At 70.8% G+C, this 12,294-nt stretch carries 12 protein-coding genes; 5 read left to right on the top strand and 7 right to left on the bottom strand.

All coding sequences use genetic code 11. The annotated features are described in order from the left end of the window. Positions 1-90 precede the first annotated feature (90 nt). On the top strand, positions 91-1,224 hold the full coding sequence (locus V8690_RS16585) for a dipeptidase (protein WP_338779668.1): 1,134 nt from the start codon (positions 91-93) through the stop codon (positions 1,222-1,224). Between the two features lie 12 nt (positions 1,225-1,236). Here the strand turns inward: V8690_RS16585 and V8690_RS16580 are convergent, their stop codons facing one another. Together V8690_RS16580 and V8690_RS16575 are read right to left on the bottom strand one after the other, a co-directional pair. Next, positions 1,237-1,632, bottom strand: a complete 396-nt coding sequence (locus tag V8690_RS16580; RefSeq protein WP_338779667.1) for a VOC family protein — start codon at positions 1,630-1,632, stop codon at positions 1,237-1,239. Positions 1,633-1,646: 14 nt separating this feature from the next. Further along, the gene (locus tag V8690_RS16575; protein ID WP_338779666.1) at positions 1,647-2,018 is read right to left on the bottom strand and encodes a VOC family protein; all 372 of its coding nucleotides are present in this window, start codon (positions 2,016-2,018) and stop codon (positions 1,647-1,649) included. A 117-nt stretch (positions 2,019-2,135) separates the two neighbouring features. On the opposite strand from V8690_RS16575, the gene V8690_RS16570 reads away from it, so the two are divergent. Continuing rightward, positions 2,136-2,642, top strand: coding sequence for a CGNR zinc finger domain-containing protein (locus V8690_RS16570; RefSeq protein ID WP_338779665.1), 507 nt, complete (start codon positions 2,136-2,138; stop codon positions 2,640-2,642). Between the two features lie 103 nt (positions 2,643-2,745). Here V8690_RS16570 and V8690_RS16565 read toward each other — a convergent pair whose 3' ends face one another. After that, positions 2,746-4,089, bottom strand: a complete 1,344-nt coding sequence (locus V8690_RS16565) for a UDP-glucose/GDP-mannose dehydrogenase family protein (protein WP_338779664.1) — start codon at positions 4,087-4,089, stop codon at positions 2,746-2,748. A 184-nt stretch (positions 4,090-4,273) separates the two neighbouring features. On the opposite strand from V8690_RS16565, the gene V8690_RS16560 reads away from it, so the two are divergent. Then, the gene (locus tag V8690_RS16560; RefSeq protein WP_338779663.1) at positions 4,274-5,431 is read left to right on the top strand and encodes an acyl-CoA dehydrogenase; all 1,158 of its coding nucleotides are present in this window, start codon (positions 4,274-4,276) and stop codon (positions 5,429-5,431) included. Positions 5,432-5,479: 48 nt separating this feature from the next. Here the strand turns inward: V8690_RS16560 and V8690_RS16555 are convergent, their stop codons facing one another. Continuing rightward, positions 5,480-6,037 (bottom strand): acyl-CoA thioesterase, encoded by a 558-nt coding sequence (locus tag V8690_RS16555; RefSeq protein WP_338779662.1) that lies wholly within the window; start codon positions 6,035-6,037, stop codon positions 5,480-5,482. A gap of 119 nt (positions 6,038-6,156) precedes the next feature. On the opposite strand from V8690_RS16555, the gene V8690_RS16550 reads away from it, so the two are divergent. Then, positions 6,157-7,437, top strand: a complete 1,281-nt coding sequence (locus V8690_RS16550) for an LCP family protein (protein ID WP_338779661.1) — start codon at positions 6,157-6,159, stop codon at positions 7,435-7,437. Between the two features lie 58 nt (positions 7,438-7,495). Here the strand turns inward: V8690_RS16550 and V8690_RS16545 are convergent, their stop codons facing one another. Together V8690_RS16545 and V8690_RS16540 are read right to left on the bottom strand one after the other, a co-directional pair. Then, positions 7,496-7,858, bottom strand: coding sequence for a four-helix bundle copper-binding protein (locus V8690_RS16545; protein ID WP_338779660.1), 363 nt, complete (start codon positions 7,856-7,858; stop codon positions 7,496-7,498). Between the two features lie 123 nt (positions 7,859-7,981). After that, positions 7,982-9,343, bottom strand: a complete 1,362-nt coding sequence (locus tag V8690_RS16540) for an LCP family protein (protein ID WP_338785376.1) — start codon at positions 9,341-9,343, stop codon at positions 7,982-7,984. A gap of 250 nt (positions 9,344-9,593) precedes the next feature. On the opposite strand from V8690_RS16540, the gene V8690_RS16535 reads away from it, so the two are divergent. Beyond that, positions 9,594-10,652, top strand: coding sequence for a glycosyltransferase family 2 protein (locus V8690_RS16535; RefSeq protein WP_338779659.1), 1,059 nt, complete (start codon positions 9,594-9,596; stop codon positions 10,650-10,652). A 51-nt stretch (positions 10,653-10,703) separates the two neighbouring features. On the opposite strand, the gene V8690_RS16530 is transcribed toward V8690_RS16535, so the two are convergent. Next, positions 10,704-12,182 carry an LCP family protein gene (locus V8690_RS16530; RefSeq protein WP_338785375.1) on the bottom strand — a complete coding sequence of 493 codons (1,479 nt, stop codon included), beginning with the start codon at positions 12,180-12,182 and terminating at the stop codon, positions 10,704-10,706. Positions 12,183-12,294 lie beyond the last annotated feature (112 nt).

The following is a 12,294-nucleotide window of genomic DNA, read 5'->3' as shown; positions in this document are numbered from 1 at the left end:
GGACCGTACTCCGAACGCGCCGCCCACCAGGAACCCTCCCGCGCTCCGTGCGACGGTGACCGTATCTCACGAACGACGTACGGAGCCGCCATGGCAGACCTCAAGGACGACCTGTGCCCCACCGCCGCGGCCGGTGAGTTCGACGACCTGGCCGAGCCGTACCCCGACGAGGCCGTCATGGCGGCGGAGCCCTACGAGCCCGTCTCCGACCCGGACGACGCGCCGATGACCCGGGCCCACGCCATCCTCGCCGCCTATCCCGTCGCCGACGGCTACAACGGACTGCCCTGGGCGCTCAAGCGCCTGTCCTCTTACGACCTGGAGGAGGGCGAGACCACGGTCGACACGGACGTGCCCCGCCTGCGTCGCGGGCATGTGGGTGCGCTGTTCTGGTCGCTGCACCTGCCCGAGGGCCTGGACGGCGACCGGGCGGTCGGCGCCACCCTGGAACAGCTGGACCTGGCCAAGGGCGTCGCCCGGACCTGCGACGAGGGGCTGCGGCCGGCCTGTACGGCAGGGCAGGTCGCGGACGCCCGCAACTGCGGCCGCGTCGCCGTGCTCCTCGGGCCCGCCGGGGCCGCGGCCGTGGGCGACTCGCTGGGCATCCTGCGCCAGCTGCACATCCTCGGTCTGCGCGCGCTGACGCTGACCGGGGTGTCCTGGGCGAGCGACGCGGGGCTGACGCGGTTCGGCGAGGAGGTCGTGCGCGAGATGAACCGGCTCGGCGTGATCGTGGACCTCTCCGGGGCCTCCGCTCCGACCGTCCGCCGTGTGCTGAGCCTCTCCCGGGCGCCCGTGTTGTGCAGCCGCTCCGCCGCCCGTGCCCTCCGACCCCACCCGGTCAACCTCCCCGACGACCTGCTGGCGGAGCTGGGCGCGGCCAAGGGGCTGTGCCTGGTGCCGCTGACCGCCGAGCAGACCGGTCCGACCGTCCGGGACGTGGCCGACCATCTCGACCACATCCGGGCCGTGGCCGGTGCGCAGTGCGTCGGGCTGTCCGGCACGTACGACTCGGGCTCGGCCCATCCGCAGGAGCTCGGCGACACCTCCTGCTATCCGCGGCTGATCGCGGAGCTGCTGCGGCGCGGCTGGGATGAGGCCGACGTGGCACTTCTGACCTGGAGCAACGTCCAGCGGGTGCTGCGCGGCGCCGACTTCACCGCCCGCGCCGCCCAGCAGCGGCGCAAGCCGTCGACGGCGACCATTTCCGAGCTGGACGGGTGACGGGCAGGTGACTCAGGCGGGGTGCTCGATCCGGCACAGGCAGAACGGATGCCCCGCCGGGTCGGCGTACACCCGGAAGTCCTTCTTCTCGTAGTCCTCCCGGTCCAGCACCCGCGCGCCCAGCGCCAGCACCCGCTCCTCGGCCGCGTCGATCTCCTCCCAGGTCGAGCCGCCGTCGAAGTCCAAGTGGAGCTGCTGGGCGTTGCGGTCGGCCCGGGGCCACTCCGGCGGGGTGTACCCGGGCGAGCGCTGGAAGGCGAGCCGCGGCCCGTCGGGGAACCGCAGCACCACCCAGTCGGGGTCGTCGTCCTCGGGAGTGCCGCCCCCAACCTGCGCGTAGAAACGGGCCAGCTCGCGCGGTTCGGGGCAGTCGACGACGACGGTACGGAAACGTGCCACAGCAGGCATGGGGCCTCCCGGAGTCAGCCGGCGCAGAGACAGAACGGGTGCCCGGCCGGATCGGCGTAAACCCGGAAGGTCCGCGTCCGGTCCTCGGCGTCCAGCGGCTTCGCGCCGAGCGCCAGCACGCCCTTCTCGGCCGCGTCCAAGTCGTCCACGTCCAGGTCGAGATGGAACTGCTGCGAGCCGTCGGGCGACGGCCACGTCGGCGGTACGTACCCCGGGGACTCCTGGAAGGCCAGCGCCGGTCCGCCCGGCACCTTCAGGTCCACCCACTCGCCCGAGCCGTCGGCCTCCACCGTGGGAGTGCCGCCGAGCACCTCGGCGTAGAAGCCGGCCAGTGCGCGCGGGTCGGGACAGTCCAGGACGACGACACCCAGCTTGGCGAGAGCCATGACTTCCTCCTCGAAGTCGCTGTTACCCACACAGTCCGGGTAACCGGTAACCGTTACTCCATGCTGGCCCATCGGCGGTAACCTCGCAAGGGGAAAACCGAGAGGTACGGTCCAGCCATGACGGAGAGATCGCCCGCGCCCGGCGGCCTGGCCCTGGTCGAGGCCTTGGTGAACACGCTGGACATCGAGTCGGGCGCCGACGCGCTGGACACGGCGGAGGGCCGGGCCCGTTTCCGGATCACGGGGGAGGAGGCCGAGCAGGCCCGCACGCTGCGCGAGTCGCTGCGCGCGACCCTGCTCGCCCACGCCGGTCACCCGCCGCACCGCGAGGTGCCTCCGCTCGGCGACCTCCTGGCCGCGTCCCCCTTGGTCGTCATGGTCGACGCGAGGGACGGCTCGGCCGCCCTGGCCCCCGCCGACGGCCACTCCCTCCACGCCCGCGTGGCCGCTGCCGTCGCCGAGGCCCTGGTCGCCGGCACCTGGACCCGGCTCAAGGCCTGCGAGGCCGCCGACTGCCACTGGGCCTACTACGACCGCAGCCCGGCCGGACGGGGCCGCTGGTGCTCGATGCAGGTGTGCGGAGCCCGTGCGAAGATGCGCCGCTACCGGGCCAAGGGGGCGTGAGGCACCCCGCGCCCTGGCCCGGTGGGCAAGAACGCACCAAGACGCCGGTTCGGCCGACTGAGCCTCGGCCGAACCGGCGTGGCCCGTTCGGTGCGTCTCCCGCTCAGACCTTGGGCCGCCCCATCGCCCGGTACGTCCACCCGGCCTTGCGCCAGCGCTCCGCGTCGAGGGCGTTGCGGCCGTCGAGGATGACCCGGGCCGCGGCGACCTCGCCGAGGGACTCCTCGTCCAGCTCGCGGAACTCCCGCCACTCCGTCAGATGCAGCACGATGTCGGCGCCGCGTACGGCGTCCAGCGCCGAGCCGGCGTAACCGAGGGTCGGGAAGACGCGGCGGGCGTTGTCCATGCCCTTGGGGTCGTAGACCGTGACCTGGCCGCCCTGGAGGTGGATCTGCCCGGCGACGTTCAGCGCGGGGGAGTCCCGTACGTCGTCCGAGTCGGGCTTGAAGGTCGCGCCCAGTACGGCGACGCGCTTGCCGAGGAACGGCCCGCCGCCCAGTGCCTGCCGGGTCAGCTCGACCATCTGCCCGCGCTGGCGCATGTTGATGGAGTCGATCTCCCGCAGGAAGGTCAGCGCCTGGTCCGCGCCCAGCTCACCGGCCCGTGCCATGAACGCCCGGATGTCCTTCGGCAGACAGCCGCCACCGAAGCCGATCCCGGCCCGCAGGAACTTCTTGCCGATCCGGTCGTCGTAGCCGATGGCCTCCGCCAGCTTGGCGACGTCGCCGCCCGCGGCCTCGCACACCTCCGCCATGGCGTTGATGAAGGAGATCTTCGTGGCGAGGAAGGAGTTCGCGGAGGTCTTCACCAGCTCGGCCGTCGGGAAGTCGGTCACCACGAACGGCGAGCCCTCGGCGATCGGCGTGGCGTACACCTTCCGCAGCAGCTTCTCGGCACGCTCGCTGCGCACGCCCACCACGATCCGGTCGGGGTGCAGCGTGTCCTTGACGGCGAAGCCCTCGCGCAGGAACTCCGGGTTCCACGCCAGCTCTGCGTCTTCGCCGGCCGGCGCGTGCGCGGCCAGGTAGGCCGCCAGCCGGTCGGCGGAGCCGACGGGCACGGTCGACTTGCCGACGACCAGGGCGGGGCCGTGCAGATGTGGGGCGAGCGAGGCGATCGCGGAGTCGACGTAACTCATGTCGCAGGCGTACTCGCCGTGCCGCTGCGGGGTGTTCACGCACACGAAGTGCACATCGCCGAAGGCACCGATCTCGGCCCAGTCCTGGGTGAAGCGCAGTCGCCCGCTGGAGCCCTCGAAACCGGCGACGTGCCGGCGCAGCAGCTCGTCGAGGCCCGGCTCGTACATCGGGGCCTCGCCGCGCTCCAGCTTCTCGATCTTCTCGGGCACGACGTCGAGGGCGAGCACCTCGAAGCCCAGCTCGGCCATGGCCGCCGCGTGTGTCGCGCCGAGATAGCCGGTGCCGATCACGGTGATCTTCAGGGCCATGGGTGCTCCAGGGGTCTACGGCAGGTGCGCGCCCGAGCATATCCGGGGCATGGGAGCGGGCTGCGCAGGGCAACTTCCCGCTGTCGTCTAGCTCACGTATCCCTCCCGTGGGCGACCCCATAAACTTTTGATTACTTAACGGTAGTTAGCGCCACCATCGCAGCGTTTTGGAGCGTGAGAGACCTTGGCCGGATCGGCTGACTTCGACCTGTACCGCCCGTCCGAGGAGCACGACATGCTCCGTGACGCCGTCCGCTCGCTGGCCGAGGCGAAGATCGCGCCGTACGCCGCCGCGGTGGACGAGGAGGCCCGCTTCCCGCAGGAGGCGCTGGACGCCCTGGTCGCGAACGACCTGCACGCCGTGCACGTACCCGAGGAGTACGGCGGGTCGGGCGCGGACGCGCTCGCCACCGTCATAGTGATCGAGGAGGTCGCGCGCGTCTGTGCCTCGTCCTCCCTCATCCCCGCGGTGAACAAGCTGGGCTCGCTCCCGGTGATCCTCTCCGGCTCCGAGGAGCTGAAGAAGAAGTACATGGCCCCGCTCGCCAAGGGCGACGGCATGTTCTCCTACTGCCTGTCCGAGCCGGACGCCGGCTCCGACGCCGCCGGCATGAAGACGAAGGCCGTCCGCGACGGCGACCACTACGTCCTCAACGGCGTGAAGCGCTGGATCACCAACGCGGGCGAGTCCGAGTACTACACGGTGATGGCGGTCACGGACCCGGCCAAGCGCTCCAAGGGCATCTCCGCCTTCGTCGTCGAGAAGTCGGACGAGGGCGTCTCCTTCGGCGCCCCCGAGAAGAAGCTCGGCATCAAGGGCTCCCCGACCCGCGAGGTCTACCTCGACAACGTCCGCGTCCCCGCCGACCGCATGATCGGTGAGGAGGGCACCGGCTTCGCGACGGCGATGAAGACCCTCGACCACACCCGCATCACCATCGCCGCCCAGGCCCTCGGCATCGCCCAGGGTGCCCTCGACTACGCCAAGGGCTACGTCCAGGAGCGCAAGCAGTTCGGCAAGCCGATCGCCGACTTCCAGGGCATCCAGTTCATGCTCGCCGACATGGCCATGAAGATCTCGGCCGCCCGCGCCCTGACCTACCAGGCCGCCGCCGCCTCCGAGCGAGGCGACGCCGACCTCACCTACCTGGGCGCCGCCGCCAAGTGCTTCGCCTCGGACGTGGCCATGGAGGTCACCACGGACGCCGTCCAGCTCCTCGGCGGCTACGGCTACACCCGCGACTACCCGGTCGAGCGCATGATGCGCGACGCCAAGATCACGCAAATATACGAGGGCACGAACCAGGTCCAGCGGATCGTGATGGCGCGCAACTTGCCGTAACAGGCTCTTGCGTCAGAGGGTGAGCCTCCCGTCCCGCGGGAGGCTCACTCAGTCCTCGAACCCCTCCGCCGCCCGCTTCTCCCGCAGTTCCATGATCGCCCGGCGGCGGGCCAGGCGGTGGGTGCGGCGGATCTGGGCCTCCTGGTAGCGGCGCTTGTCGCGTCCGGTCTCCGGGAGGACCGGGGGGACCCGGCGGGGCTTGCCGTCGGCGTCGACGGCCGCGAAGACGAGGTAGGCGGAGCCGACCTGCGTGGGCGGGGCGGATTCGTTCCAGCGTTCGGCGAGGACGCGGACGCCGACCTCCATCGAGGTGCGGCCGGTCCAGTTGACCTGTGCCTTGACGTGGACCAGGTCGCCGACGCGGACCGGCTCCAGGAAGGCCATCTCGTCCATGGACGCGGTGACGGCCGGCCCGCCGGAGTGCCGCCCGGCCACGGCACCCGCCGCGTCGTCCACCAGCTTCATGATCACACCGCCGTGCACCGTCCCCAGAAGGTTGGTGTCGTTGTGGGTCATGATGTGACTGAGGGTCGTGCGGGAGGCGGAAGTCGGCTTGCCCGGGATATCCGGAGTGCCGGAATCCGCAGCGTGGGCCTGGTCTGTCATGGCCCCTACCTTATGCCGAGGCGGCATGAGGCGGTTTTGTGTCAGCTTCGCCACAGCCGTGCTCTGATTTTCCGACGACTCTTGTATGGCGTACTACGGGGACCTGCACACTGGGGCGCATGAACAATTGGCCCGAGGGATGGTCCGACGACAACCGCGGCAGCCGGTACGGACGCGGAAGCGCGAGCGCACAGCCCGAGAGCGCCCGTGTGATGCGGCAGGTCCGCCGCGGTCCGGCGCCGTCGCCCGGGCAGGCCGGCTACGGCGGCGCCCCGCCGTACAGCAGTGGCGTACCGCAGCAGCCGTCGTACGTCGACGGCGGCTACGACAGCGGCTACAACACCGGCCAGGTCTACGGCTCCCCCGGCGGCAGAGGCCCCGGCGGTCCGGGCGACGGCATGTACGAGCCGCGCCCCGCGCCGAACTGGCGCCGCCGTATCAAGGTGACGGCCATCACGGTCGCGACGGTGCTGGTCGTGACCAGCGTCGCCACGTACTTCTGGGCCGACTCCAAGCTCAACCGCGACGTCGACCTGTCGAAGGTCATCGACCGCCCGGAGGCGGGCGAGGGCACGAACTACCTGATCGTCGGCTCCGACAGCCGCGCGGGCATGTCGGCCGAGGAGAAGAAGAAGCTGCACACCGGGTCCGCCGAGGGCAAGCGCACGGACTCGATGATGATCCTGCACACCGGCAGCAACGGCCCGACGCTGATCTCGCTGCCGCGTGACTCGAACGTCACGATCCCGTCGTACAAGGGCTCCGATTCCGGCAAGCTCTACCCGGCCACGGGCCGCCAGACGAAGCTGAACGCGGCGTACGCGGAGGACGGCCCGGAGCTGCTGGTCCGTACCGTCGAGGCCAACACGAACCTGCACATCGACCACTACGTGGAGATCGGCTTCGGCGGCTTCGCGAACATCGTGGACGCGGTCGGCGGTGTCGAGATGGACATCCCGCAGGACATCAAGGACAAGAAGTCGGGCGCGGACCTCAAGAAGGGCAAGCAGACCCTCAACGGCGAGCAGGCCCTCGCCTTCGTCCGCACCCGCTACGCGCTCGCGGGCTCCGACCTGGACCGGACGAAGAACCAGCAGAAGTTCCTGTCGGCCCTGGCCAACCAGGTCGCCACCCCCAGCACGATCCTCAACCCGTTCAAGCTGTACCCGACCATGGGCGCCGGCCTGGACTCCCTCGTGGTCGACAAGGACATGGGCCTGTTCGACCTGGCGTCCATGTTCTGGGCGATGAAGGGCGTCAGCGGCGGCGAGGGCAAGTCGATGAACATGCCGATCTCGGGCAACTCCCCGAACGGCAACCTCCAGTGGGACACCGCGAAGGTGAAGACGCTGGTGAACCAGCTGAAGAACGACGAGACGGTCACCGTCTCGGGCAACTGAGCACCGGCATGCGTCGGGGGCACCCACGGGGGTGCCCCCGACTGCTGTGAAGCGGTCCTCACATCGTGGCGGCCGACATCGAGCGGCACATCTCGGCACAGCGGCGACACGCCTCGGCGCAACGCATCATCTGGGCATCGTCCGGCATCGACATACACGCCTCGGCGCACATGTCACAGGCCCGGGCGCACATCGCGCACATCTCGGCCGACAGCGGCGAGCGACGCATCATCATGTCGGCGCACATGCGCGTCATCTCGGCGCAGTCCATGACCGCGCGCATGATCTGCATCTGGGCCTGGCCGCCCATCTGGAGGCAGGAGCTCATGGTCTCCTCGCACACGCCGTGGCAGGTCATGCACGCCTGCACGCAGTCCTGCATCTCCTTGCTCAGCGGGGTCATCGTGGGCTGCTGGGTCATGATTCCTCCTGGGGGACGGCGAGAGCCGGGGGGTCGGCCCTTGCTGCCTTCCGTCCTACGCCTGGCCGGCCCCGACCGCCACGGGGCGGAAGGAAGGAATCCGCCATGCGTGCGTCGAGGCCCCTACGAGCACGCCACCTCATCCCCCCTCATCACCCCGGACTCGCCCTGCCCCGGGTCCTCGGCCCGTACCTTGCGTACGCGCTCGAAGTCCGTGCCCGCGATGACCTTCAGGGTCGCGCCCAGGCCCTTGACCGGGCGGAGTTCGCTGCCCGGCAGGGCCATGGCGAGGGACTTGGCCGAGCGGTCCCAGCGGGGGTCGTGGGCGACGATCGTGCGCTTGACGTCGCGGACGGCGGCGTTCACCGGGGCCCGGGTCGTACGGAAGCCCGTCGAGGCCAGGGCCGCGTCCACCCGGCGGCCCAGTCCGGGCGTGCGGGTGCCGTTCTCCACCTGGACGCGGATCTGCTGCGGGGCGACCGAGACGATCCGGGCCGCGCCGCGCGGCCGGTGCACGGACAGCGGCTGGTCCGCGCGCAGGGCGTGGAAGAGCCGCTCCGCCTTCACGGGGTCCCACTTCAGCGTCGAGCCGACGCCCTTCACGGCGTACCCCATCCGCCCGATCGGGACGGTCGTGAACTCGGAGGAGGAGGGGGAGAAGTTCCGCATGGCCCGGCCCAGGTCCAGCATCTCGTCCGTGCCGAAGCCCTTGTCCGCCCGCACCGAGCCGAGCACCGCCCGCGTCACGTCCCGGAACTTCATCGGGTTGAGGAGGATCCCCGAGGAAGTGATCCGCTCCACGAGCGCCGCCATGAAGCGCTGCTGCCTCTTCATCCGGCCAAGGTCCGAGGCCCCGTCGACGTGCCGGGCGCGTACGTACTGGAGCGCCTGCCCGCCCGCGAGGTGGTGCCGCCCGGCCGGGAGGTCCAGGCCGGTGTGGCTGTCCTTCAGGGGGGCCGCGGTGCAGATCTTCACGCCCCCGACCACGTCCACCGTCCTCATGAAGCTGGTGAAGTCGACCTCCATGTAGTGGTCGATCTTCACCTTCGTCATGCTCTCGACCGTCCGCACGGTCAGTTGCGGCCCGCCCTCGGCGTACGCCGCGTTCAGCTTGATCGGGTGCCCATGGTGCCGCTTGCCCGTCGTACGGTCGACGTGCGGGGGCGCCACGGCGTACGAGTCGCGCGGCAGGCTCACCACGCTCGCCCGCTCCCGGTCCTCCGAGATGTGCACGATCATGATCGTGTCGGTGCAGTGGCAGGGCGCCCCGCCCAGCCGGTACTTCTGCCGCTCCTCCTTGCTGATCTTCTCGCGGCCGTCGGTGCCGACCAGCAGCACGTTCATGCCGTGGCCCGCCTGCGGACGGTTCTTCATGTCCTTGAAGGGGTCGAGCCGGGCGATGTCCGCGTCCAGGCTGGTCATCACCGCGTGCCCGATACCGGCGGACGCGAGGACCACCACGGACAGGGTGGTGACCATCCGCATGCCCCAGCGCGGCTTCCGGCGCCGTACGGGCGGCGCGGGTCTGCGCGGGGCGCGCCCGGGGGAGGGCTGCGGGCGGCGCTGCGGAGCGGCGGTGGACCGAGGGGACCGCGGCGGCGTGGGCAAGGGAACACCTCCGGACGACGGCCGTATGTGGGATCCGTGAAACCGTAGGCCGATACGATCTGCGGCCCGCGGTATCGCCCCGGCGGCGCGCACCGGTGTCCCCCGTTCGCGGTAACGTGAGGCCCCTATGAACGCCAATCCCGACGTGCGGCTCCCCGCCGTTTCCGTGATCATGCCCGTCCTCAACGAGGAACGGCATCTGCGGGGAGCAGTCCAAGCGATCCTCGCGCAGGAGTACGCCGGCGAGATGGAGGTCGTGATCGCCCTCGGTCCGTCCACGGACCGCACGGACGAGATCGCCGCCGAGCTCGTGGCCGAAACCGCGTCATCCAAAAGCAAGCGTGTGCACACCGTCCCCAACCCCACCGGCCGTACGCCCGCGGCGCTGAACGCGGCGATCAACGCCTCACGCCACCCGATCGTCGTCCGCGTCGACGGGCACGGCATGCTCTCGCCCGACTACATCGCCACCGCCGTACGGCTCTTGGAGGAGACCGGCGCGCAGAACGTCGGCGGCATCATGCACGCCGAGGGCGAGAACGACTGGGAGCGCGCCGTCGCGGCCGCGATGACCTCGAAGATAGGTGTCGGCAACGCCGCCTTCCACACGGGCGGCCAGGCGGGCCCGGCCGAGACCGTCTACCTCGGCGTCTTCCGGCGCGAGGCGCTGGAGCGGCAGGGCGGCTACAACGTGGAGTTCATCCGCGCCCAGGACTGGGAGCTGAACTTCCGGATCCGCGAGGCCGGCGGGCTGATCTGGTTCTCGCCCGAGCTGAAGGTGTCGTACCGGCCGCGGCCGAGCGTGAAGGCGCTCGCCAAGCAGTACAAGGACTACGGCCGCTGGCGGCACGTCGTCGCCCGCTACCACGAGGGCTCGATCAACCTGCGCTACCTCGCCCCGCCGACCGCCGTGTGCGCGATCGCGGCCGGGATCCTGGTGGGGGCGCTGCTGACGCCGTGGGGTTTCGTGGTGCCCGGCGGCTATCTCGCGGCGATCCTGCTCGGCTCGGTCCCGGCGGGCAAGGGGCTGCCGCTGAAGGCGCGGCTCCAGATCCCCGTGGCGCTCGCCACCATGCACATGTCGTGGGGCTGGGGCTTCCTGACCAGCCCGCGGTCGCTGGCGAAGAAGGTCATCGCGTCCCGGCGTCCGGCGGTCCGGGCGGACGCGGACGCGACCACGGGCTGACGCACACCGCACGCGTCCGGGCCCCTCCCTCTCGGGAGGGGCCCGTTTCCGTCACCAGGTGAAGCCCGGGTTCACGTGCATACAGGCCTTGTCGTCCGCGCCGTTGAGCGCGTCGGCCGACTTCGGGGTCTCGTCGTTCCGCTTCGGCGCCTTGTAGTCCGTGCCCTCCCGCCAGTCGGCGCCCACGACGAGCGTGACGCCGGAGACGTCGGTCGACCGCTGCACCGAACTCAGAGGAATTCCCAGGGCCTTGGCGACCCGCTGGGCGTCTCCCTCCAGGTCGGTGCTCGGGTAGCGGACGACGGTCCGCTCCTCGCTCCACGAGCCGTTGGTGTCGGCGACGGCCTGGGCGAAGCCCTGCTCCGTCAGCAGCCCGGCCACGGTGCTCGCGCGCCCGCGTGCCGCGGCCAGGGTGTCGGTCCGGGTGCCGTTGCGGACCTGGACGGGGATCTCGCCGTCGGCCGCGGCCGGGTCGGAGGAGGCCTTCTCCGCCGCCTTCTTCCGGTCCCTGTCCTTGCCGTCCAGCGCGATGTCCTCCCGCACCAGCCGGAACAGCTGCTCGGCGTCCTCGGTGGGCTCCACGCGGGCGCCCACGTACCGGTTGGGCATGGTGGTCATGGTGATGCGCTCCGGCTCCACCTTGCGCAGCTCGTCGCTGAGGTCGTAAAGCTTCTTGACGGTGTCGAGGCCGGGGTCGACCGTCAACGCCCGGGTGGCCTCCTCGGCCAGTCGGCGGAGCTTGTTGGGGCTGCTGAGGGTGGCGTTCTCGCGCAGCTGGCGGACCATCGCGTTCATGTACATGTGCTGGGCCTTGGCGCGGGCCAGGTCGCTGCCGTCCTCGAAGCCGTAGCGGGTGCGCAGCCACTGGAGGGCTTGCTCGCCCTGGATGTACGAGGTGCCCTTCTCCAGTTTCAGACCCGAGCCCTTGCCGTCGGAGGTGCGGGAGTGGATGTTCGCGTCGACGCACACCGGGACACCGCCGACGGCGTCGGCCATCGACACCACGCCCGCGAAGTCGACCATGACGAAGTGGTCGATGTGGATGCCGGTGAGCTCCTGCCAGGTGGCCACGGTGCAGCCCGGGCCGCCGTGCCCGAGGCTCTGGTTGGTCATCGTCCGCCCCTGGGTCGCCGGGTACACCTTCCCGTCGTCCGGGTCGGTGCACTTCGGGATCTTCACGAGCGTGTCGCGGGGCATGCTGATGACCGACATGTTGGTGCGGTCGGCGGACAGGTGCAGCAGCATCTGCACGTCCGCCAGCGGCGCGGCGCCGAACGTCTCACGGGCGCCGCCGAGTTTCTGATTCTCCTCGGTGTCCCGCGCGTCCGACCCGATGAGCAGGATGTTCAGCGGGGTCTGCCCGGCGGCGTTCGGCGTCGGGGCGGCGACCTTGTTGTCGCCGAGGTTCAGCTCGTCCTTCTTGATGTTGCCGTTCAGGTGGCGGTAGTAGAGGTATCCGGCTCCGGCCGTCCCCAGTATGAGGACGGCGAGCACGGCGGCGGACCACCTCAGCAGCCGCCGGGTACGCAGGGGCCGGCCCTCGCCGCCGGGGGCGCCACCCGTCGCCGACTTGCTCTCACCCGGGCCCGGTTCCCGGCGGACGCCCTGCCGCGTCTTGTTCTCCCGCACACCGCTCTGCGTC

Origin of the sequence: Streptomyces sp. DG1A-41, from assembly GCF_037055355.1 — a bacterium.
Taxonomy (GTDB): domain Bacteria; phylum Actinomycetota; class Actinomycetes; order Streptomycetales; family Streptomycetaceae; genus Streptomyces.
This window is presented reverse-complemented; position numbering and strand designations above follow the sequence as displayed.

Excerpts from the sequence above, each read along its gene's own strand:
- V8690_RS16585 (WP_338779668.1), top strand. The coding sequence starts at position 91 with ATGGCAGACCTCAAGGACGACCTGTGCCCCACCGCCGCGGCCGGTGAG.
- V8690_RS16580 (WP_338779667.1), bottom strand. The coding sequence starts at position 1,632 with ATGCCTGCTGTGGCACGTTTCCGTACCGTCGTCGTCGACTGCCCCGAA.
- V8690_RS16575 (WP_338779666.1), bottom strand. The coding sequence starts at position 2,018 with ATGGCTCTCGCCAAGCTGGGTGTCGTCGTCCTGGACTGTCCCGACCCG.
- V8690_RS16570 (WP_338779665.1), top strand. The coding sequence starts at position 2,136 with ATGACGGAGAGATCGCCCGCGCCCGGCGGCCTGGCCCTGGTCGAGGCC.
- V8690_RS16565 (WP_338779664.1), bottom strand. The coding sequence starts at position 4,089 with ATGGCCCTGAAGATCACCGTGATCGGCACCGGCTATCTCGGCGCGACA.
- V8690_RS16555 (WP_338779662.1), bottom strand. The coding sequence starts at position 6,037 with ATGACAGACCAGGCCCACGCTGCGGATTCCGGCACTCCGGATATCCCG.
- V8690_RS16550 (WP_338779661.1), top strand. The coding sequence starts at position 6,157 with ATGAACAATTGGCCCGAGGGATGGTCCGACGACAACCGCGGCAGCCGG.
- V8690_RS16545 (WP_338779660.1), bottom strand. The coding sequence starts at position 7,858 with ATGACCCAGCAGCCCACGATGACCCCGCTGAGCAAGGAGATGCAGGAC.
- V8690_RS16540 (WP_338785376.1), bottom strand. The coding sequence starts at position 9,343 with ATGCGGATGGTCACCACCCTGTCCGTGGTGGTCCTCGCGTCCGCCGGT.
- V8690_RS16535 (WP_338779659.1), top strand. The coding sequence starts at position 9,594 with ATGAACGCCAATCCCGACGTGCGGCTCCCCGCCGTTTCCGTGATCATG.